Here is a 20,272-nt window from a genome sequence, read left to right on the forward strand (position 1 = left end):
AGGTCACCGCGCGTACCGTTCGCGCGGTGTCCTTCGACGTTCTGCCCGGTGACCCGGCCTCGCCGGTGATCCTGCACGTGCCGCACGCCGCACGCGAGATCGTGGCGAGCGGCCTGTTCCCGGCCACGATCGGCCGGGAGCTCGATCACCTCACCGACGCGCACACCGACCTGATCGCCGGGGCCGCGGCCGACGCCGCCCGGACCCGGCCGTGGATCTTCGTGAACCGGTTGTCGCGCCTGGTCGTCGACCCGGAACGCTTCGTCGACGACGAGATGGTCCAGGCCGGAATGGGCCCGGTCTACACGCACGGGCATGCGGGCGACCGGTTGCGGCCCGACGACCCGGCACGCGATGCGGGGCTTCTGAAGACCTATCTCGAGCCGTACGCCGAAGCCATGGCCACCCTCGTCGACGAGCGCCTCGCGGCGACCGGCCGGGCGATCGTGCTCGACGTCCACTCGTACCCCACCGAGCGCCTGCCGTACGAGCTGCACGGCGACGGCCCCCGCCCGCCGGTCTGCCTCGGCACCGACTCGTTCCACACCCCGCCGGAGCTGGTCGCGGCGGCCCGGGCCGTCTTCCCGGACACCGCCCTGGACAGCCCGTTCGCCGGCTGTTACGTGCCGCTGCGCCATCTTCGGCGGAATCCCGAGGTGGCCGCCCTGATGATCGAGATCCGCCGCGATCAGTACATGACCGAGCCCGGCGGACCGCCCACCACCGGCCTGACCACCGTCGCCGGGGCGCTGGCGGCCCTGGTCGACAGCATCCCCTGACGGGGTGACCGGCGAAAGCGCCGTTCCGGCCGCCGGGATGACATGATGGCCCGGGGCAGGGGCACGCGCGGGGAAAGGGCACGGCAGTCGATGGCGAACTTCGAGGCGCGGACATCCGCCGGCGACGGCCGGATCACGGTGTCTCTCGCCGGTGAGTGCGACCTCAGCGCCCGGGAGCATCTGACCGCCGTCCTGCTCGACGCCGTGCACCGCGCCCGGGCCGTCTTCGTCGACCTGGCCGGTCTCACCTTCCTGGACTCCAGCGGGGTGCACAGCCTGATCACCGCACACCACGCGGCCAAGCACACCGGCAGCCGTGTCTACGTGACCGACGCGGCCGGCCCGGTCGCCGCGGTGCTCCAGCTGACCGGCCTCGACGTGCTGCTGGGCGCCCCGGCCGAAGAGCGCCGCCATGCCTGAGGTCACCGACGGGATGTCCTACGCGGTCCCCGACGACCTGCGCCGGGTGCGGGCCTTCGTCACCGAGCGGGCGCTCGCGCTCGGCCTGCCCAGGGCCCGCGTCGACGCGCTCACGCTCGCGGTCAGCGAGCTCACCACCAACACGCTGCAGCACACCTCCGGCGGCGGCCACATCCGGATCTGGACCGAGGACGGCCGGCTCGTCTGCGACGTTGTCGACGAGGGTGCGGACCGCCCGTTCGGCCGCGCGATGCCGTCCGCCGACGCGGTCCGGGGCCGCGGGCTGGCGATCGTCGAGCTGGTCTGCGACTCCGTCTACACCACCGCGGTGCCCGGCGGCACCCTCGTGCGCATCTGCCTCGATCTATAGCGCCGATGGGGCGCCGGCGACGGCGCCGAACCATCCACGGCCCGGCCACGTGATGTGGGATGTGAATCCGCAGGCGAAGGGACTGATCGTGGACGAGATCCGGTACCGCGCGCGGCGGGCCGAATTCGAGTACGACGCGGTGCGCAAGGACGCGCGCACCGCGTACCTGCTGTGGGGCCTGACCGGGATCATCGGCGGGCACCGGTTCTACCTCGGTGACACCGGGCGTTCGATCGCGATGCTGTTCACGCTGGGCGGGCTCGGACTGTGGACGCTCGCCGACCTGTTCCTGATCGGCCGCCGGGTCCGCGCGGTCAACGGCGCCCGGCGCGCGGCGATCATGGGCCGGCACGGGATCCTCGAGGGCCGGGTGCACTGATCTAAGCCAGGACGCGGACGGCGAGGGTGCAGGTGTCGTCGTCCGGGCTCGGGGCGTACAGCATGCGGTGGATGCGGGGCAGCGGCTCCGTGCCGGGGTCGGCCGACACCGCCGACAGGTGGTCGCGGATCTCGTCGGAGCGGCCGCCGCGGGGGTCGCGGCGTTCCACCAGGCCGTCGGTGAAGAGCAGCACCAGGTCGCCGGGCTGCAGACGGGCCCGCACGGTGGTGAAGTGGACCTCCGGTTCGGCGCCGAGCAGCAGGCCGGGCGGCGGATCCAGTTCGGCGGTGCGGCCCTCGCGGCCCAGCAGCGGCACCGGGTGACCGGCCCGCGCCCACGGCAGCGACCGGGTCCGCGGGTCGTAGATCGCCACCAGCGCGGTGCCGGTGATGCCGAGCTGGACGCACAGCCGGTTCATGTGCCGCAGCAGCTCGCCCGGTTCGCGGATGCCTATCGACAGCCACGCCACCAGCGCGAACCGCAGATGGGCCATGCCGCTGGCCGCCTCCAGGCCGTGCCCGGCGACGTCGCCGATGGCCAGCGCGACCAGACCGTCCGGCAGGGTCTGTGCGTGGTACCAGTCGCCGCCCACCTGAACGGCGCGTTCGGCCGGCAGGTAGCTGACCATCGCCTCCATGCCGGCCAGGTCGAACGGCGCGACCGGCACCGGCTGGATCATGTTCTGCAGCTGGCCGGCGAGCCGGTGCTCGGCCAGCGCGGTCATCTCCTTGTTGCGCAGCCGGTCGCTGAGCGTGTCGATCTCGGTGCGGAAGTCCACCCGGGCCGTGACGTCCTGCACCACGGCGTAGATCTTCATCGGCGCGCCGGTGACGTCCCGCGCGGTGTCGGACAGGATCCGCAGGTGCTTGACGCCGCCGCCGATCCGGAACCGGACCGTCACGTCCGAGGTGGCCCCGCTGTCCAGCGTCTGCCACGCCGCCTCGGCGAGACCCCGGTCCTCCGGCAGCATCGCCCGCGCCTGGTCGGTGCGCGACAGCGGCCCGCACCCCGGATCCCGGTCGAACAGCCGGTACATCCCCGGAGACCAGTCCGAGACGCCGGTCACCAGGTCGTACTCCGACCAGCCGAGACTGCCGAGCACCTCGGTGCGCTCCAGGCGGCGCTGATGCTCGTCGACGCGCTGCCACCACACCAGCAGCCCGCCGAGCACCCGGTCGGCGCTGATCGCGAACCGGGAGTCGGCGACGGCGCCGGTACGGGTCTCGGCGTGTCGGAACTCGTCCATCCGGCCCGGCACGCCGGTGGTCATCACCTCCACGTACAGACTCCACAGCGGACCGTCCGGCAGGTTCGGGTACAGCTCCCGGAGCAGGTTGCCGACGCGCTGCGTGCCCCGGCCGAAGATGTCGCGCATCCGGTCGCTCGTCGCGCCGATCCGGAAGTCGTCGATGGCGCCGTCCGGCCCGTACACCGGCACCAGCCAGGTGAAGCCGACGGGCATGGCGGCGATCAACTCGCGCACCACCGCCTCGTCCACCATCCGAGCAGCCTATCGGGGCCGGTCCGAGAAGCGCTCCCACGGCGCGCACGACTTACCGTCCGGGCGCACCATGGGGAGGTGGAAGCCGTGCTCCTGGACCACCTGGAGATCCACCTCCCGGCCGAGGACCACCCGGACGTGGTGCGCCACCTCACCGACGGCCGCAAGATCCACGCGGTCAAGGCGTACCGCGAGCAGACCGGCGCCTCCCTCGCCGACGCGAAGGCCGAGGTCGAGCGGATCGCCCGGGATCGCGGTCTCTAGAAACCCCCGCCGCGGTACGCCGTGGGCCGCCCCGCGCCGGATCACACCTCCCGTGGCCGTCCGCGCGAGGTCCGCGGGGGTCCGGGCCGAAACGCGCCCGCCGGGCCGGAGACGGTGGTTCCGGCCACCCCGGCAACCGCTGAGGGCGACGGGTTGCCGCCACCTCGGCAGGGCGATGATGATTGCCTGACACCACGAGGGGGAGGAGCCGGCATGCCACTGTTGCGGCGGGTGATCGGGGCGGTGCTGCGGCGGATCCGGCAGTCCCAGGGCCGGACGTTGCGGGAGGTCGCGGACGTGGCGGGGGTGTCGTTGCCGTACCTCTCCGAGGTGGAGCGCGGCACCAAGGAGGCCTCGTCGGAGGTGCTCGCGGCGATCTGCCGGGCGCTCGGGCTGCCCATGCCGGAGCTGCTCGACGAGGTGCGCAAGGAGATGCTGCGGCAGACCGTGCCGGTCACGAAGATGCTCACCCACGTCGCGGTGCGGCGCGACTCCGGGCCGCGCTGTTCGGTGGGCCGCTGGATGACCTGTGCCCGTGCGGTCCGGCCGGTGACGCTCAGGCGGTGACGATCACCGGGGTTCCCGGATCGATCTGAGCGAGAAGCTTCTTCTGAACGGCGGCGGGGGTGCGGACGCAGCCGTTGGACACGTCGTCGCCGAAGACGGACGTGTTCGTCCAGGCGTGGATGCCGGTGTGCGCCTTGCGCAGGCTCGCCGCCAGCTTCTCCGGCTCCTCCGGCACCGAGCCGAGCACCAGCGCGTCCAGCCCGGCGTAGACCGGTCCGGACGTGCCGGTGCGGCCCATCACGAACGTGCGGCCCAGCGGGGTGGGGGTCTGTCTCGTGCCGATCGCGACGGTCCAGCGGCCCTTCTCGGCGCCCTCGCGAAGCCAGCTGAGCCGGCGTTCGCTCAGGTCGACGACGAGCTGGTCGCGCAGCGGCTCGGCGGTCCAGCCCGCGTTCTCCGCGGGAACCCAGCCGATCCGGCGGTTCGCCGCGGGGGCGAGCACGGCGACCCAGCCGTTCTGCCGGGCCACGATCGGGGCGAGCACCCGCAGGCCGCTGATCCGGGCCGGCAGGACGGCGCGCGGGGTGCCGCCGGGCGCGTCGTACAGCGCCACCGTCGTCTCCGGCCGCAGCGCCTCGGTGATCGCGGCCGTCGAAGCCGGGGCGGGGTCGGCCGGGAGACCCGCCGGGCCCTTCGCGTAGGCGATCACCGGCAGGCCGGCGGGCGGTTCCGCGGCCGGCGGGACGGCCGGCGCGCTGGAGGGCGCGGACCGGGACGCGGACGCCGACGGGTGGGGCGCCTCGACGATCGTCGCGGGCTCGTTGCCGCGGGCCAGGCCGACGATGGCCACGCCGGAGGCGACGGTCACGGCGGCCACCGTCGACAGCAGCAGGTACGGGCGAGGCATCCGCCCAGGGTAGCGGTGTCTCGTTCGGGGGATCCATCCGGTGTTTCGCCCGTTCACCCGTCCCGGATAGTGTCGCGATCATGCTGCGCAAGCTGGGATTCCTCACCATCGGCCTGTTCGACGAGACGGATCCGCGCCGGGGCCACGAGTCGACCCTCGAGATCATCGAGCTGGGCGAGCGGCTCGGGTTCGACAGCGCCTGGCTGCGGCACCGCCACCTCCAGTTCGGCATCTCCTCGCCGGTCTCGGTGCTCGCCGCCGCCTCCCAGCGGACCAGCCGCATCGAGCTGGGCACCGCCGTCATCCCGCTCGGCTGGGAGAACCCGCTGCGCCTCGCCGAGGACCTGGCCACCGTGGACATCCTGTCCGGCGGGCGGCTCAACCCCGGCGTCAGCGTGGGCCCGCCGATGCACTACGACCGCGTCAAGCAGGCGCTCTACCCGGACGCGGAGCCAAATTTCAGCTTCGCCCGAGTGTCCCGGCTTCTGGCCGCGGTCCGCGGGGAGCCGGTCACCGAGTTCGCCGGCACCGAGGGGTTCGAGCGGTTCTCCGACCGGGTGCAGCCGCACGCGCCCGGCCTGGCGGCCCGCCTCTGGTACGGCGGCGGCAGCCTGCGTTCCGCCGCCTGGGCCGGTGCGAACGGGATGAATCTGCTGACCAGCAGCGTCGTCAAGGCCGAGACCGGCGCCGCCGAGCCGGCCGGGTTCGCGGAGATCCAGCTGTCGCACATCCGGGCGTTCCGTGCCGCCCACCCCGACGGTGACGCGGCCCGTGTGTCGCAGGGGCTCGTGGTGATCCCGACGGACAGCGCGACGCCCGCGCAGATCGCGAAGTACCGAGCGTACGCCGAGGAGCGCACCCCGCGCACGCTGACTCCGCAGGGCCCGGCGCGGATGATGTTCGCCCCGGACATCGTCGGCACCTCCGCGGAGATCGCCGAGCGACTGTCCGCGCACGTTGCGTTCCGTGAGGTCGACGAGGTCGCGTTCGCCCTCCCGTTCACCTTCGAACATGACGACTATGTTCAGATTCTTACGGATATGGCGGGCAGCCTAGGTCCGGCCCTCGGATGGCGCCCGCAGACGGCTCGGTAACCCTGCGCAGTGCTTCGGATACCGTCCGCACCATTGCCGCCATCTGGAGATATGCAAGAACATCGCTGCTTATCGGAGATAATCGTCCGTATCCGGTAAGTTTCTTCCAACAGGCGGTGGGCTGAAATGTCCGACCGTAAACCTGTCGTCCGTCAGCGCCAGCTCGAGCCGACGCTCTGTCACCTTCTGCGCGCCATGGCGGTCTCCCACGTCCGGGTCCGGCGACTGGCGGCGGTCCGGATCGCCATCTCCGTGACGCTCGCCGTCGCCGGGCTCGGCGCGGTCTTCGCCGGGTCGATCAACTCCACGCCGTTCATCAGGTCGCTGAGCCTGACGATCACCGTCGCCGGGGCGGTGTGGGCGCTGACGTACGCCATCGGGGTCGGCACCTGGGCGCACCGCGAACTGCACCGGGCCGCGCTGCTCCAGGAGATGTTCGAGGTGCGGTTCTTCCAGCTGCGCTGGAACCACGTGCTGGCCGGCGACGAACTGCCGGCCGAGGACGTGCACAAGCTCAGCAGCCGGTTCCGCGGAACGGAGGAATCCCTGCGGACCTCGTACGCGATGCCGAACCTGCCCGCACCGTTCGACGTGCTCGCCCGCCAGCAGCAGAACCTGGCGTGGGGCGGCCGGGTCCGCCGCCGGTACGCCAAGGCCGTCCTCGCCGCGATCCTCGCCTGGGCCGCGTGCGGCCTGCTCACCGCGATGATCCGCGGGTCCACGGTGACCGACTTCGTGGTGCAGTGGTGCGTGCCGTCCCTCGGCATGCTGATGCTGGGCTGGGACACCTTCCGCGACCAGCGCGGCATCTTCACCGAACGGCGACGGGTGGCCCGGTGGTCGCGGGCCCGGTGCCTGCAGTCGGCGGCGCTCGGCCAGGACCCGCTGGTCCAGCAGGACCTGTGGCTGATGGCGCGGCAGGTGCAGGATCAGCTCTTCCTGACCCGGCGCCGGGCGGCACGGGTGCCAGCCTGGTTCTTCCACCGGTACCACACCCAGGACAGCAGCGACTTCACGGCCGGTCTGGCCGAGATGCGCCGCTCGCTGCTGGAGGGCGGCCTCCCCGTACGCCCACCGCCCCGCCCGCGTCAGTGACCGGAACCGGAACGTGCGTAGCCCGTACCGGAGGATGACTCAGGAGGGGTTCAGGCGGGCGGCCAGGCCGTCGACGAACATGGTCAGGGCGAACTCGAAGCTGTCGCGGTCGACGGTGTCGGCGTGTTCGCGGAGGCGGTGGGCGTCGCCCAGGGACGGGTAGCGGTCCAGGTAGACCTGCACGTCGTCGACGAAACCGCGGGAGAACGAACCCATCGCCGCGCCCAGCACCAGGTACTTCGTGGAGGCGCCGATCATCGTGGCCTCGCGGGGCGGCCAGCCTGCGGCGACCAGGCCGCCGTGGATGGCGTCGGCGCGGCGCAGCGAGGCGTCGCGCTGGCCGGGGCCGCGGGCCAGGAACGGGACGATGTTGGGGTGCTCGGCCAGGGCCGCCCGGTAGGAGCGGGCCCACGCGAGCAGGCCCTCGCGCCAGCCGTGCGAGAAGGCGGACACGTCCACCTTCTCCATGATCTCGCTGGCCACGTCGTCGAGCAGCTGCTCCTTGGTGGGGTAGTGAAAGTACAGCGCGGGCGCGGACACCCCGAGGGCGGCGGCCAGTTTGCGCATGCTGAGGCCGTCGAGACCGTCCCGGTCGATGATCTCGAGCGCGGAGGCGCGGATGCCGGCCTGACTGAGCAGGGGCGTCGTGGGCCGGGCCATCGGCGGTCCTCTCAAGGCTTGGAGAATCTAACGGTGTTAAGTTAGCATGCGTCGAGAAACCTGACAGCGTTCAATTATCGGGAGCAGCTGATGGACCTCGGTCTGACCCAGGAGCAGGAACAGTTCCGGGCGCTCGCCCGCGAGTGGGTGGACCGTGAGGTCGTGCCGCACGCCACCGAGTGGGACCGCGCCGAGCAGGTCGACACGAAGATCGTCGGCAAGCTCGCCGAGCTGGGCTTCCTCGGCCTCGGCATCGACGAGGAGCTGGGCGGCTCGGGCGGCGACTTCCTCACCTACTGCCTGATGATGGAGGAGCTGGGCCGCGGCGACACGTCGGTGCGCGGCATCGTCTCGGTGTCGCTGGGGCTGGTCGCCAAGAGCATCCAGGCGTATGGCACCGAGGAGCAGAAGGTGCGCTGGCTTCCGGCACTGTGCGCGGGGGAGACCCTGGGATGCTTCGGCCTGACCGAGCCCGGCACCGGCTCGGACGCCGGCAGCCTGATCACCAAGGCGGTCCGGGACGGCGACGACTGGGTCATCTCCGGCGAGAAGATCTTCATCACCAACGGCACCTGGGCCGGCGTGGCGCTGATCTTCGCGCGCACGGGTGGTCCCGGCCCGAAGGGTGTCACGGCGTTCCTCGTGCCCACCGACGCGGACGGATTCGTTCGCAACGAGATCAAGGGCAAGCTGGGGCTCCGGGGCCAGGCGACCGCCTCGATCAGCCTCGACGAGGTCCGGGTCAGCGACGCCGACCGGCTCGGCGACGAGGGCGCCGGGTTCAAGATCGCGATGGGCGCGCTGGACAAGGGCCGCATCGCGGTGGCCGCGGGTTCGGTCGGGCTGGCGCGCGGCTGCCTGGAGGCGTCCATCGCGTACGCCAAGGACCGCACCCAGTTCGGCAAGCCCATCGCGGCCTTCCAGCTCGTCCAGGAGATGATCGCCGACATCGCGGTCGAGACCGACGCCGCCCGCCTGCTCGTGTGGCGCGCCGCCGACCTGGTCGACCGTCGTCTGCCGTTCCGGACCGAGGCCTCGATCGCGAAGCTGTTCGCCACCGAGTCCGCGGTCAAGGCCGCCAACCAGGCCATCCAGATCTTCGGTGGTTACGGCTACGTCGACGAGTTCCCGGTCGGCAAGGCCATGCGGGACGCCCGTGTCACCACGCTCTACGAAGGCACCAGCCAGATCCAGAAACTGCTCATCGGCCGTGCGCTGACCGGGATCAGCGCGTTCTGACACGGAGGTTGGATATGAGTCGCGTCGCGATCGTCACCGGGGCCGCGAGAGGCATCGGTGCGGCCACCGCACTCCAGTTCGCACGTGAGGGCGCGGCCGTGGCCGTGCTCGACCTCGACGAGGCCGCGTGTTCCGAGACCGTCGACCGGATCCGGTCGTCCGGCGGCACGGCGATCGCCTTCGGCTGCGACGTCGCCGACGAGGCCCAGGTCGACGCCGTGATCAACAAGGTGGCGGGCGAGCTCGGCGGGGTTGACGTGCTGGTCAACAATGCCGGTGTGCTCCGTGACAACCTGTTGCACAAGATGTCCACGTCGGACTGGGACATCGTGATGAACGTGCACCTGCGGGGCGCGTTCCTGTGCAGCCGGGCCGCCCAGCGGCACATGGTCCCGAAGCGTTCCGGAAAGATCGTGAACACGTCGAGCGTGTCCGCGCTGGGTAACAAGGGTCAGGCCAACTACTCCGCGGCGAAGGCGGGCATCCAGGGCTTGACCCGGACCCTCGCGATGGAGTTGGGTCCGTTCAACATCAACGTCAACGCGGTGGCGCCCGGCTTCATCGTCACCGAGATGACCGACGCCACCGCCGCTCGGGTCGGGCTCTCGGCTGCCGACATGCGGGCCAGGGCTGCCGAGATCACCCCGCTGCGGCGGGTCGGCCGGCCGGAGGACATCGCCCGGGTCGTCGGCTTCCTGGCCAGCGACGCGGCGTCCTTCATCACCGGCCAGACGATCTACGTCGACGGCGGACGCCGTCTCTAGGTGTCGTCTCTAGAAGGGAAAGGGCGAGGACATGCGCCGCACTGTTTTCAACTCCGACCACGAGGCGTTCCGGCAGACCTTGCGGGACTTCATCGAGACCGAGGTGGTTCCCCGCTACGACCAGTGGTTCCAGGACGGTCAGGTGCCGCGGGATTTCTACAAGCAGCTCGCCGAGCTGGGGCTGTTCGGCATCGAGGTGCCGGAGGAGTACGGCGGCGCCGGCATCGACAGCTTCAAGTTCGCCGCGGTCCAGACCGAGGAGACCATGCGCGCCGGGGTCTCGTTCGGCGCGGCCGGGGCGCACGTCGCGCTCGGCCTGCCGTACCTCCTGGAACTCGGCACCGACGAGCAGAAGCGGCGCTGGCTGCCCGACTTCGTCTCCGGCGACACGATGTACGCGCTCGCGATGACCGAGCCGGGCACCGGCAGCGACCTGGCCGGCATGAGCACGACCGCCAAGCTGAGCGAGGACGGCACGCACTACGTGCTCAACGGCGCGAAGACCTTCATCACCGGCGGTGTCCTCGCCGACCGGGTGATCGTCTGCGCCCGCACCTCCCCGCCGAAGCCGGACGACCGCCGCTACGGCATCACCCTGCTGAACGTCGACACCTCGCTGCCCGGCTACTCGGTCGGCCGCAAACTCGACAAGCTGGGCCTGCGCACCTCCGACACCGGCGAGCTGGCGTTCGTCGACGTGAAGGTGCCGGTGGCGGACCGGCTCGGCGAGGAGGACAAGGGCTTCTACTACCTCGGCAAGAACCTGCCCAAGGAGCGCCTGAGCATCGCCTACGGCGCGTACGCGCAGGCCGCCGCCGCGGTCCGGTTCGCCAAGCAGTACGTGCAGGACCGCAAGGTCTTCGGTCAGCCGGTCGCCAGCTTCCAGAACACCAAGTTCGAGCTGGCCGCCTGCCAGGCCGAGGTGGACGCCGCGCAGGCCGTCGCCGACCGCGCCCTGGAGGCCCTCGACGCGGGTGAGCTGACCGCTGCCGAGGCCGCGTCGGCGAAGCTGTTCTGCACCGAGGTCGCGCACCGGGTCATCGACCGTTGCCTGCAGCTGCACGGCGGTTACGGCTTCATCAACGAGTACCCGATCGCCCGCCTCTACGCCGACAACCGGGTCAACCGGATCTACGGCGGCACGTCCGAGGTCATGAAGATGATCATCGCCAAGGACATGGGCCTGTAAAGAACATCGCAGTGGTACGGGGTATCCGGCCGTTCCCCGCCGGGATGCCCCGTCCCCGGTCCACCGCGCGAGGTCCGCGGTGGACCGGACCCCAGCGCGGCCGCCGGGCGGAATGCGGTGGTTGCGGCACCCGCCCGCCGATCCTGTGAGGTTGCGGCGAACCGGTTCGCCGCAACCTCACAGGATCGACGGTTATCCGGACAGGGCGTCGGAGGCCTTGCGGGCGGCGATCAGCACCGGGTCCCAGACGGGGGCGTAGGGCGGGGCGTACCCCAGATCGAGCGCGGTCATCTCGGTGACGGTCATCCGGTTCCAGACGGCGACGGCGAAGGCGTCGATCCGTTTGGCGGCCTCGCTGCGGCCGACGATCTGGGCGCCGAGCAGCAGCCCGGTGTCCTTCTCGGCGAGGATCTTGACGGTCATCGGGACGGCGCCGGGGAAGTAGCCGGCCCGGTTGGTGGACTCGACGGTCGCCGTCACGTAACGGAATCCGGCGGCCTCGGCCTCCCGGGTGGACAGGCCGGTCCGGGCCACCTCCAGGTCGCAGATCTTGGTGATGCCGGTGCCGATCACGCCGGGGAAGGTGGCGTACCCGCCGCCGATGTTGATCCCGGCGACCCGGCCCTGCTTGTTGGCGTGGGTGCCCAGCGGGATGTGCGCCTTCTGCCCACTGACCAGGTGGTTGACCTCGGTGCAGTCGCCGGCCGCCCACACGCCCTCGACGACGCCGTCCGGTCCGGTGACCCGCTGCCGCAGGTCGGTGGCGAGCGCGCCGGTCGCGCCGAGCGGTAACCCGGCGGCGTCCGCGAGGGCGGTGTTCGGCCGGACGCCGAGCCCGAGCACCACCACGTCGGCCGGGAACGTGCCGGCGTCGGTGACGACCGCGCGGACCCGGCCGCCGCCGGTCTCCAGGGCCTCGACGGTGACGCCGGCGCGCAGTTCGATGCCGAGGCCGCGGATCGCGTCGGCGACCAGCGCGCCCATGTCCGGGTCGATGGTGGACATCGGCTGCCCGGCCCGTTCCACCAGGGTGACCCGCAGGCCGCGGCGGATCAGGGCCTCGGCCATCTCGACGCCGATGTACCCGCCGCCGATCACCACGGCGTCCGCCGGCCGGGCCGTGGTGACCCAGGCGTCGAGAGCGGCGCCGTCGCCGAGGGTCTGCACCCCGAAGATCCCGTCGGCGGTGGTGTCGGCCCAGGCGGGGCGGACCGGTACGGCGCCGGCCGCGTACACCAGGTGGTCGAAGGGTTCGGTGCGGTCGCCGACGGTGACCGTGCGGGCCGCGAGGTCGATGCCGGTGACCTCGCTGCGGGTGTGCACGGCGATGCCGTTCTTGCGGTGCTCGGCGGGGTCGCGGGCGATCAGCGCCTCCGGCCCGTCGACGAGGCCGCCCACCCAGTACGGGATCCCGCACGCCGAGTAGGACGCGTAGTCGCCCCGCTCGAACGCGTGGATCTCCAGCTCATCGGGGCCGAGGCGGCGGCGGGCCTGGGACGCGGCGGACATTCCGGCCGCGTCGCCGCCGATCACGAGAAGTCGCACCGCCCCATTGTGCACTCGTTGCCGGAAGATTTCCGGAAAGCTTCCCGCGATGGTTGCCTGTCGCATCGGCCCGGTTCTATGGTGACCTCACCGATTCCCACATTCCACCGGAGCGTTTCCGACCCGTCCGTCGAAGCGCTTCGACCGATTTAGGTAATGGTGGAGAAACCCTTCATATAAGAGGAGACTGCCATGCGTCTCAGACGCGGGCTCACCGCGCTTGCGGCCGCCGTCCTGGTCGTCCCGCTGGTCCCGGGAGCGGCCTCGGCCGCCCCGGGGTACCCGTTCCGTGACCCGTCCCTGCCGCTGGAGGCCCGGGTCGGCGACCTGGTCGGCCGGCTCACCCTGGACGAGAAGATCTCTCTGCTGCATCAGTACCAGCCGGCCATCCCGCGCCTGGGCATCGGCCTGTTCAAGACCGGCACCGAGGCGCTGCACGGCGTCGCCTGGTCCAGCGACCATCGGAACAACTCCGCCAAGATCGACGCGACGGCGACCGTGTTTCCGCAGGCGGTGGGCCTGGCGAGCACCTGGGATCCGGAGTTGATCGAGCGGGTGGGCAGCGCGGTCGGCGACGAGCTGCGCGGCTTCCACGCGCAGAACCCGGAGATCTGGGGCCTGAACGCCTGGGCGCCGGTGGTGAACCCGCTGCGCGATCCGCGATGGGGCCGCAACGAGGAGGGGTACTCCGAGGATCCGCTGCTGACCGGCGCGATCGCCACCGCGTACGGCGCCGGCCTGCAGGGCGACGACCCGGATCATCTCAAGGTCGCGCCCACGCTGAAGCACTACGCCGCTTACAACAATGAGACGAAACGGGACGTCACCTCGTCGAACGTGCCGCAGCGGGTGCTCAACGAATACGAGCGGAAACCGTTCGAGATCGCCTTGCGCAACAACGCCGCGACCGGCGTGATGGCCTCCTACAACCTGATCAACGGGCGGCCCGCGACGGTCGATCCGGACCTCGGCACGCTGCTGCGCGACTGGAGCGACCGGCGGCTGTTCAACGTCAGCGACGCCTGGGCGCCGACCAACCTGACCGGCTCGCAGGGCTACTTCGCCACCCAGGCCGAGGCGAACGCGGCCACCATCAAGGCCGGCCTGGACAGCTTCACCGTCGACGACGCCGACGGCGGGCCGACCACCACCGCGATCAAGGAGGCCGTGACCCGCGGCCTGCTCACCGAGGCCGACATCGACTCCGCGGTGGGCAACGCGCTGAGCATCCGGTTCCGGCTCGGCGAGTTCGACCCGGACGGCGGCCCGTACGCCGGGATCTCCCCGTCGGTGATCGACAGCCCGGCGCACCGCGCGCTGGCCCGGCAGACCGCGGCCGAGGCGGCGGTGCTGCTCAAGAACAACGGGATCCTTCCGCTGCCGGCCGGCGGTTCGGTCGCGGTGGTCGGCCCGACCGCCGACGAGCTCTACAGCGACTGGTACGGGGGACAGCTCCCGTACGAGGTCAGCATCCTCGACGGCATCACCGAGCGGGCCTCGTCGGTGTCCACCGGCACCGGCGCCGACCGGATCGCCCTGAAGGACGCCGCCACCGGCCGCTACGTCACCGCCGGACCCGGCCCGGTCGCCCTCACCGCGACCGATTCCGCCACCGCCGCCGCCCAGTTCGACACGATCGACTGGGGCGACGGGGTGTCCACCCTGCGCAGTGTCGCCACCGGCAAGCTCGTCGGCTACGACTGGGGCCCGTTCGTCACCCGGAACGAGGATCCGACCGGCTGGTTCGTGCAGGAGCAGTTCCGGCTGGAGCCGCAGGCCGACGGGACGGTCCTGCTGCGCTACGCCGGATACGAGACGCAGGAGACCTGGTTCCCGGACACCGACTACGTGACCGTGGGCGCCGACGGCAACCTGACCCTCGGCGCGCGCGAGGCCGCCACCCGGTTCACCCGGGAGCTGCTGGTCGACGGCGTGGCGCAGGCCGCCGCGCAGGCGAAGAAGGCCCGTACCGCCGTGGTGGTGGTCGGCACCGACCCGTTCGTGGCGGGCCGGGAGGTCCACGACCGGGCCGGCCTGGGTCTCGGGGCACGTCAGGAGGCGCTGATCAAGGCGGTCCGGGCGGCCAACCCGCGGACCGTCGTGGTGGTGCAGAGCAGCTACCCGCAGACGATCAACTGGGCGCAGCAGCACGTGCCGGGGATCCTGTGGACCACCCACGCGGGCGCCGAGACCGGGCACGCGGTCGCCGACGTGCTGTACGGCGACGTCAACCCGTCCGGCAGGCTCACCCAGACCTGGTACCGGTCCACCGATCAGCTGCCGGACGACCTGTTGCGGTACGACATCCAGGCCACCGACCAGACCTACCTGTACAGCGAGGAGAAGCCGCTCTACGCGTTCGGGCACGGGTTGTCGTACACGAGCTTCCGGTACGGCGTGCCGGTGGTCCGCGACGGCAAGGTCACCGTCACCGTCACCAACGCCGGCAAGCGGGCCGGCGACGAGGTCGTGCAGCTCTACACCCACCAGCGGACCTCCCGCGACGAGACGCCGAACAAGCAGCTCCGCGGCTTCCGGAAGGTCACGCTGCGCCCGGGGCAGTCCACGACCGTCACGTTCGGCCTGACGGCGTCCGACCTGGCCCGCTGGGATCAGACCCGGCAGCGCTGGGTGGTCGAGACGTCGGTGCACGACGTGCTGCTCGGCTCGTCGTCGGCCGACATCCGGCAGCGGGCGACCCTCGCCGTGAAGGGGGAGACGATCCCGCCCCGCGACCTGTCGAAGGAGACGAGAGCGGGGACCTTCGACGCGTACGAGGGAATCCGGCTCCTGGACGAGAGCAAGGCGAGGGGAACCGTGACCGGCGCGCAGACCGCGGGGGACTGGATCGCCTTCTCCGACGCCGCGCTGCGTGGTGGGACCATCTTCACGGCGCGCGCGTCGGGCGCCGGAACCATTCAGGTGCGGCTCGGGTCGCCGACCGGCCGGCTGCTCGGCACCGCGACCCTCGCCGACACCGGGGACGTCTACCGGTACGCGACCGTGACCGCGCCGCTGGCCCGTTTCTCCGGCCGGCAGACGGTCTACCTGCTGCCGAGCCCGGGACTGCGCCTGGCCACGTTCAGCATCCGCTGACGATCCGGGCGGTCGGTGCGTGGTGACCTGCGGCGCGGAGCGGACCGCAGGTCACCACGGCGCGGGCGCGGTCGGTGTGTGGTGACGTGCGGCGCGCAGCGAGCCGTAGGTGACCACGGGAGCGGTGGGGGTGATCAGTAGGATCGCCGGGAGGAGAGGCCGTGGCGACTTGGGGAGGCGCAGTGCCGACTATCAACGACGTCGCCAAAGCAGCGGGGGTCTCACCCAGCACGGTGTCGTACGTGTTGAGCGGCCGCCGCCCGATCTCCGCCGAGACCCGCGCCCGCGTGCAGGCCGCGATCGCCGAGCTCGGTTTCCACCCGCACGCCGGCGCCCGTGCCCTGGCCAGCAGCAAGACCAACGTGATCGCCCTGGTCGCGCCGCTGCGTGTGGACGTGAACGTGCCGGTCATCATGCAGTTCGCCACCGCGGTGGTGACGGCCGCCCGGTCGTTCAACCATGACGTCCTGCTGCTGACCAAGGACGAGGGCACCGCCGGGCTGGAACGCGTCGCGCACAGCACCATGGTCGACGCGTTGATACTGATGGACCTGGAACGCGACGACCTGCGGATCCCGGCCTTGCGCAAGCTGAAGCAGCCGTCGGTGCTGATCGGCCTGCCCGCCGACCACACCGGCATCGCCTGCGTCGACCTGGACTTCGCGGCCGCCGCCCGGACCGCCCTGACCCACCTGGCCGGCCACGGGCACCGGCGGATCGGCCTGGTCGGTCCGTCACCGGCGGTCTACCGGCGGCAGACGACGTACGCCGACCGGTTCCTCAGCGGTTTCCTCGAGGCATCGGCCGAGCTGGACCTGCGCACCGTCACGCACCCGTGCGAGCCGGGCGCCGAGGGCGTCCGCTCCGCCCTGGCCGACCTGGACGCCGCGCTCGACGGCATCACCGCCCTGGTGGTGCACAACGAGGAGGCGCTGCGCCCGCTGCTGGACCTGTTGCAGGCCACCGGCCGGCGGGTGCCGGAGGACGTCGCGATCGTCGCGATCTGCCCGCGGGACGTGGCGATGTCGATGCCGGTCAATCTCACGTCGATCGACATCCCGGCGCACGACGTCGGCACGATCGCCGTGGAGACCGCGATGCGCCTGCTGGACGGCCGCCGGGTCGAGTACACCCGGCTTCTGGAGCCGAGCCTGGTCGAGCGGGACAGCTGCCGCGAAATCCCCCCGTCACACCGTTGACATGAGCTACGCCCAATCAATAGCGTCTCGATTGCAGCCCATCGTCGAAGCGCTTCGACGAACTTCCCGTACTCATTCCCCCTGGGGAGGAACGGCAATGTTCCGATCACGTCCCGGCCTCGCCGCCGGCGCTCTTCTTCTTGCAGCGACCCTCGGCCTCACCGCGTGCGGCGGCAGCGAGGACGAACCCACCGAGGGCGCCGACGCGAAGGTCCTCACCCTCTGGCACTACGAGACCCCGGACAGCGCCATGGGCATCGCCTGGAACAAGGCGATCGAGCTGTTCAAGGCCAGCCACCCCGGCGTCGAGGTGAAGTTCGAGGAGAAGGGCTTCGAGCAGATCCAGCAGAACGCCCAGATGATCCTCAACTCCGACAGCGCCCCGGACATCCTGGAATACAACAAGGGCAACGCGACCGCCGGCCTGCTGTCCAAGCAGGGCCTGCTCACCGACCTGACCGACGAGTTCGGCAAGCGAGGCTGGGACAAGAAGCTGAGCCCCAGCCTGCAGACCACCACGAAGTACGACGACGACGGCATCATGGGCAGCGGCAAGGTCTACGGCGTGCCCAACTACGGCGAGTTCGTCACCGTCTACTACAACAAGAAGCTGTTCGAGGAGAACAAGCTCGCCGTCCCGACGACGTACGAGGAGTTCACCAAGGTCCTCGACACCTTCGTGGCGAAGAAGCAGACCCCGATCGCGGTCGGCGGCGCGGAGTACCCCGCCCAGCAGATCTTCTACGAGCTGGCGCTGTCCAAGTCGGACCGGAAGTTCATCGACGACTACCAGCTCTACAAGAACAAGGTCGACTTCAAGGGCCCGCAGCTCAGCTACGGCGCGCAGACCATCGCCGACTGGGTGGGCAAGGGCTACATCGCCAAGGACTCGGCCGGGCTCAAGGCCGAGGACATGGGCGTCTCCTTCACCCAGGGCAAGTTCCCGATCCTGATCTCCGGGTCCTGGTGGTACGGCCGCTTCGCGTCCGACATCAAGGACTTCGAGTGGGGCACCTTCCTCTTCCCGGGCAACACCCTGCACCCCGGCTCCAGCGGCAACCTCTGGGTGGTGCCGGAGAAGAGCAAGGCCAAGGCCCTGGCGTACGACTTCATCGACATCACCATGTCGCCGGAGGTGCAGGCGCTGCTCGGCAACAGCGGCGGCGTGCCCGTGGCGGCCGACCCGGCGCAGATCACCGACCCGAAGAACAGGGAACTCGTCGAGACCTTCAACAAGATCTCGCAGAGTGACGGCCTGGCGTTCTACCCGGACTGGCCGGCGCCCGGCTACTACGACGTCATGGTCGCCGCCACCCAGGGCCTGATCAGCGGAAAGAGGACTCCGGACGCCTTCCTGGACGAGATCGCGAAGCCGTACAACGAGAACCTGGCCGATCTCGGCAAATGAGGCAGGCGCGGCGCGGGCGGTGACCACCGCCCGCGCCGCGAAGGAAGGGGTCCGGCATGGCCGGTCGTGTGAAAACCGATCGCGGGTACGCGGTCTATCTGATCCCCGGTGTGCTGGCCTCGCTCGCGGTGATCGTGGTGCCGCTGGCGATGACCGTGTACACCAGCTTCACCAAGTGGAACGGCGTCGGCGAGCAGCGCTGGATCGGTTTCGACAACTACACCCGGCTGTTCGGTGACAGCCTGTTCTGGGGTTCGTTCACCAACATCGGGCTGCTGGTCATCGCGATGGCGGTGATCCCGACACTGCTCGGGCTGGTGCTGGCCGCGGTGCTGTTCGACTACGTGGCGAAGAAGTTCGGTGACAGGTGGGCCGGGCTGTTCCGCTCCGGCTACTACCTGCCACAGGTGCTGCCCGTCGCGGTGACGGGCATCGTGTGGAGCTGGATCCTGCACCCGAGCTACGGCTCGCTCAACAAGATCCTGGACACCGTCGGGCTCGGCTCGCTGGCCCGCAACTGGCTCGGCGACGAGGACTACGCGCTGTACAGCGTGATGGCCGTGATGATCTGGTTCCAGCTCGGCTACCCGATCGTCATGTTCATGTCCGGGCTGTCGCGGATCGACCCGTCGCTCTACGAGGCCGCCGACCTGGACGGCGCTACCTGGTGGCAGCGGTTCCGCAAGATCACAGTGCACATGATCAAGCCGGAGTTCTACGTCGTGCTGGTCACCACCACGATCGCCGCGCTCAAGATCTTCGGCCAGGTCTTCGTGCTCACCAAGGGCGGGCCGGCCAACTCCACCCTGGTGCCGTCGTACTTCGCCTACGAGAACTTCTTCGAGAGAGCCCAGGTCGGGTACGGATCCGCGATCTCCACCGTGCTCACCGTGCTGATCGTGATCCTCGCCTTCCTCTTCCTGCGACTCCAGCACAGGTCGGACTCCCTGCGATGACTGTTACCGCCCCCGTGGTGAAACGCCCGGTCGAACAAGCGGCCCCGGAGGCCGTCAAGCACCGCAACCCGGTCCGCTGGGTAGTCCTCGCCGTCCTGCTCGCGCTGCTGCTGCTGATGGTCGGCCCGCTCGCCGCCGTCGCCGTCAACGCGTTCAAGAGCCCCGCCGACTACGCCGCCAACGGGCCGCTGTCGATCCCCGCCGGGCTCTACTGGGACGGCATCGTCGACTTCTGGAACCGGGTCGACTTCGGCCGGAAGCTCTGGAACAGCTTCGTCACCAGCCTGACCGTGGCCGTCCTCGGCGTCGTGCTGTCCATCCTCAACGCGTACGCCCTCGGCATCGGCCGGGTCCGCGGCCGCGTCTGGTTCCTGGTGTTCTTCCTGGTCGCGAACCTGCTGCCGCAGGAGGCGCTGGTCTACCCGCTCTACTACATGTCGAAGGAGGCCGGCCTCTACGACAGCCTCATCGCGATCGTCGTCATCTTCACCGTCATCCAGAGCGCCTTCGGCACCTACCTGCTGACCTCGGTGTACGCCGAGTTCCCGCGGGAGTTGCTGGACGCCGCCGCCGTCGACGGCGCCGGGAAGTGGCGGACCCTGTGGCGGGTCGTGGTGCCGGTCAGCGGGCCCACCCTCGCGGTGCTCTTCACGTTCTTCTTCATCTGGACGTGGAACGAGTTCTTCCTCCCGCTGGTCTTCCTGGTCTCCAACGACAACCAGACCGTTCCGGTCGCCCTCGGCGTCCTCCAGGGCGACAAGATGATGGACGCCACCACGACCAGCGCCTCCGCCCTGATCGGCATCGTCCCCGCGATCATCTTCTTCCTGATCTTCCAGCGGACCCTCACGCGCGGCATCGCCGCCGGCGCCATCAAGTGATCCTCTCGCTTTCGTAAAG

Annotated in this window: 19 protein-coding genes and 1 pseudogene; 16 read left to right on the top strand and 4 right to left on the bottom strand. The window is 70.6% G+C overall.

Annotated elements, in window-relative coordinates; genetic code table 11:
- Positions 1–26 precede the first annotated feature (26 nt).
- From Aut01nite_RS24625 to Aut01nite_RS24640, 4 genes are all read left to right on the top strand, one after another.
- Positions 27–779, top strand: a complete 753-nt coding sequence (locus tag Aut01nite_RS24625; RefSeq protein ID WP_043522530.1) for an N-formylglutamate amidohydrolase — start codon at positions 27–29, stop codon at positions 777–779.
- Between the two features lie 90 nt (positions 780–869).
- Positions 870–1,199: an STAS domain-containing protein gene (locus Aut01nite_RS24630; protein WP_043522298.1), complete on the top strand. Its 330-nt coding sequence runs from the start codon at positions 870–872 to the stop codon at positions 1,197–1,199.
- Positions 1,192–1,569 (top strand): ATP-binding protein, encoded by a 378-nt coding sequence (locus Aut01nite_RS24635; RefSeq protein ID WP_043522299.1) that lies wholly within the window; start codon positions 1,192–1,194, stop codon positions 1,567–1,569. The genes Aut01nite_RS24630 and Aut01nite_RS24635 overlap by 8 nt, the downstream gene beginning before the upstream one ends.
- An 88-nt stretch (positions 1,570–1,657) precedes the next feature.
- Entirely contained in the window at positions 1,658–1,948 is a 291-nt protein-coding gene (locus Aut01nite_RS24640) for a TM2 domain-containing protein (protein WP_052163202.1), read from the top strand.
- A 1-nt stretch (position 1,949) separates the two neighbouring features.
- On the opposite strand, the gene Aut01nite_RS24645 is transcribed toward Aut01nite_RS24640, so the two are convergent.
- On the bottom strand, positions 1,950–3,449 hold the full coding sequence (locus Aut01nite_RS24645; RefSeq protein ID WP_043522301.1) for a PP2C family protein-serine/threonine phosphatase: 1,500 nt from the start codon (positions 3,447–3,449) through the stop codon (positions 1,950–1,952).
- A gap of 78 nt (positions 3,450–3,527) precedes the next feature.
- On the opposite strand from Aut01nite_RS24645, the gene Aut01nite_RS24650 reads away from it, so the two are divergent.
- Positions 3,528–3,713 carry a hypothetical protein gene (locus tag Aut01nite_RS24650; RefSeq protein ID WP_043522302.1) on the top strand — a complete coding sequence of 62 codons (186 nt, stop codon included), beginning with the start codon at positions 3,528–3,530 and terminating at the stop codon, positions 3,711–3,713.
- A gap of 213 nt (positions 3,714–3,926) precedes the next feature.
- Positions 3,927–4,149 (top strand): annotated as a pseudogene (locus tag Aut01nite_RS43710) (helix-turn-helix domain-containing protein); the annotation flags it as partial.
- A 120-nt stretch (positions 4,150–4,269) separates the two neighbouring features.
- Here Aut01nite_RS43710 and Aut01nite_RS24660 read toward each other — a convergent pair.
- Positions 4,270–5,127 (bottom strand): L,D-transpeptidase, encoded by an 858-nt coding sequence (locus tag Aut01nite_RS24660; RefSeq protein ID WP_043522304.1) that lies wholly within the window; start codon positions 5,125–5,127, stop codon positions 4,270–4,272.
- 80 nt (positions 5,128–5,207) lie between these two features.
- Here Aut01nite_RS24660 and Aut01nite_RS24665 point away from each other — a divergent pair, with 80 nt between their 5' ends.
- A complete protein-coding gene (locus Aut01nite_RS24665) occupies positions 5,208–6,221 on the top strand; it encodes an LLM class flavin-dependent oxidoreductase (protein ID WP_043522305.1) in 1,014 nt (337 codons plus the stop codon).
- 126 nt (positions 6,222–6,347) lie between these two features.
- The gene (locus tag Aut01nite_RS24670) at positions 6,348–7,316 is read left to right on the top strand and encodes an S-4TM family putative pore-forming effector (RefSeq protein WP_152628471.1); all 969 of its coding nucleotides are present in this window, start codon (positions 6,348–6,350) and stop codon (positions 7,314–7,316) included.
- A gap of 39 nt (positions 7,317–7,355) precedes the next feature.
- Here the strand turns inward: Aut01nite_RS24670 and Aut01nite_RS24675 are convergent, their stop codons facing one another.
- On the bottom strand, positions 7,356–7,976 hold the full coding sequence (locus Aut01nite_RS24675; RefSeq protein WP_043522308.1) for a TetR/AcrR family transcriptional regulator: 621 nt from the start codon (positions 7,974–7,976) through the stop codon (positions 7,356–7,358).
- 90 nt (positions 7,977–8,066) lie between these two features.
- Between Aut01nite_RS24675 and Aut01nite_RS24680 the strand changes: the two genes are divergently transcribed.
- Genes Aut01nite_RS24680 through Aut01nite_RS24690 form a run of 3 tightly spaced genes read left to right on the top strand, consistent with a single transcriptional unit; the run spans position 8,067 to position 11,168 of the window.
- Positions 8,067–9,215: an acyl-CoA dehydrogenase family protein gene (locus tag Aut01nite_RS24680; protein WP_043522310.1), complete on the top strand. Its 1,149-nt coding sequence runs from the start codon at positions 8,067–8,069 to the stop codon at positions 9,213–9,215.
- 14 nt (positions 9,216–9,229) lie between these two features.
- The gene (gene fabG / locus Aut01nite_RS24685) at positions 9,230–9,979 is read left to right on the top strand and encodes a 3-oxoacyl-ACP reductase FabG (protein ID WP_043522311.1); all 750 of its coding nucleotides are present in this window, start codon (positions 9,230–9,232) and stop codon (positions 9,977–9,979) included.
- 31 nt (positions 9,980–10,010) lie between these two features.
- Positions 10,011–11,168 carry an acyl-CoA dehydrogenase family protein gene (locus Aut01nite_RS24690; protein WP_043522313.1) on the top strand — a complete coding sequence of 386 codons (1,158 nt, stop codon included), beginning with the start codon at positions 10,011–10,013 and terminating at the stop codon, positions 11,166–11,168.
- 192 nt (positions 11,169–11,360) lie between these two features.
- Here the strand turns inward: Aut01nite_RS24690 and Aut01nite_RS24695 are convergent, their stop codons facing one another.
- Positions 11,361–12,713, bottom strand: a complete 1,353-nt coding sequence (locus tag Aut01nite_RS24695) for an FAD-dependent oxidoreductase (RefSeq protein ID WP_268871677.1) — start codon at positions 12,711–12,713, stop codon at positions 11,361–11,363.
- A gap of 192 nt (positions 12,714–12,905) precedes the next feature.
- Between Aut01nite_RS24695 and Aut01nite_RS24700 the strand changes: the two genes are divergently transcribed.
- The 5 genes from Aut01nite_RS24700 (at position 12,906) to Aut01nite_RS24720 (ending at position 20,253) form a co-directional block, all read left to right on the top strand.
- A complete protein-coding gene (locus Aut01nite_RS24700; protein ID WP_043522316.1) occupies positions 12,906–15,809 on the top strand; it encodes a glycoside hydrolase family 3 protein in 2,904 nt (967 codons plus the stop codon).
- A gap of 182 nt (positions 15,810–15,991) precedes the next feature.
- Entirely contained in the window at positions 15,992–17,008 is a 1,017-nt protein-coding gene (locus Aut01nite_RS24705) for a LacI family DNA-binding transcriptional regulator (RefSeq protein ID WP_043522317.1), read from the top strand.
- A gap of 97 nt (positions 17,009–17,105) precedes the next feature.
- Positions 17,106–18,416: an extracellular solute-binding protein gene (locus Aut01nite_RS24710; protein ID WP_043522319.1), complete on the top strand. Its 1,311-nt coding sequence runs from the start codon at positions 17,106–17,108 to the stop codon at positions 18,414–18,416.
- Positions 18,417–18,472: 56 nt separating this feature from the next.
- Positions 18,473–19,372: a carbohydrate ABC transporter permease gene (locus tag Aut01nite_RS24715; RefSeq protein WP_043522321.1), complete on the top strand. Its 900-nt coding sequence runs from the start codon at positions 18,473–18,475 to the stop codon at positions 19,370–19,372.
- The gene (locus tag Aut01nite_RS24720; RefSeq protein ID WP_043522322.1) at positions 19,369–20,253 is read left to right on the top strand and encodes a carbohydrate ABC transporter permease; all 885 of its coding nucleotides are present in this window, start codon (positions 19,369–19,371) and stop codon (positions 20,251–20,253) included. The genes Aut01nite_RS24715 and Aut01nite_RS24720 overlap by 4 nt, the downstream gene beginning before the upstream one ends.
- Positions 20,254–20,272: the final 19 nt, after the last annotated feature.

The organism is Actinoplanes utahensis (genome assembly GCF_016862455.1).
In the GTDB taxonomy this organism is placed as follows: Bacteria; Actinomycetota; Actinomycetes; order Mycobacteriales; family Micromonosporaceae; genus Actinoplanes; species Actinoplanes utahensis.